This is a genomic window from Methanobrevibacter cuticularis (assembly GCF_001639285.1).
In the GTDB taxonomy this organism is placed as follows: Archaea; Methanobacteriota; Methanobacteria; order Methanobacteriales; family Methanobacteriaceae; genus Methanobaculum; species Methanobaculum cuticulare.
The window spans coordinates 1-786 of sequence record NZ_LWMW01000051.1 but is presented as its reverse complement, the minus strand read 5'-3'; the positions used below and the strand labels follow the sequence as shown (position 1 = coordinate 786).

The window sequence follows — 786 nt, the reverse complement described above, 5'->3', positions numbered from 1 at the left end:
ACAAGGTGATAAAAATGAACAAAACCATAGAAAAAGCACAAAAAAAACTAGACCTCATATCCATGAATGATGAAGACTACAGAATGTATGAAATGCGAGAAATGGCACACTACGACGAAATAACCCTCAAACACACAGCAACACAAAAAGGAATAAAAATAGGGAGAAAAGAAGGAATTGAAAAAGGAATAATTTCAGTTGCACATAATATGAAAAAGGCAAATATTCCAATAAAAGACATAAGTAAATTCACAAAACTCTCAATAGAAAAAATAGAGAAACTATAACACCATCAATTAAACTATAAATCTTAACTATTACTTAAAACTTTTTTATTAAAAAATTATAGAAATAAAATCATAACTAGTCACCTCTCATTTCTCTTATCAATTCCAAACCACTAAAAGGTTAACAATTTAATTATATCAAATCTTTTTAGGATTCTTTCAGAGTCTAGGTCATAATTATCCTTATTAGCTATTAAATAGGCTGGTATCTTATTATTCTTTTTAGATTCTATTCATTTCTCTATCGTATCATTAATAAATTTATTTTCTTTCTTATTCTATCCAATCATGATTAGATTTTTATATTATTAAATATATCTCACTATAAACATGAATAATCTTTTATCCCAATTATGGAATAATAATAAGTAATATAGTCCTGAAAGGAAAGTTTATAAGTAATGATTTTCATATATTAATATGATATATGGGGTTGTTACTCATGGTTAATATGGTTCAAAAAAGGGTTAAAAATCATTTATCTAAAAATGAATTAAAA

Annotated in this window: 1 protein-coding gene; it reads left to right on the top strand. The window is 24.9% G+C overall.

The features are described 5' to 3' along the window. Window positions 1-287: hypothetical protein (locus tag MBCUT_RS01460; protein WP_211263752.1), on the top strand; the 287-nt coding region annotated here is incomplete at its 5' end. Window positions 288-786 lie beyond the last annotated feature (499 nt).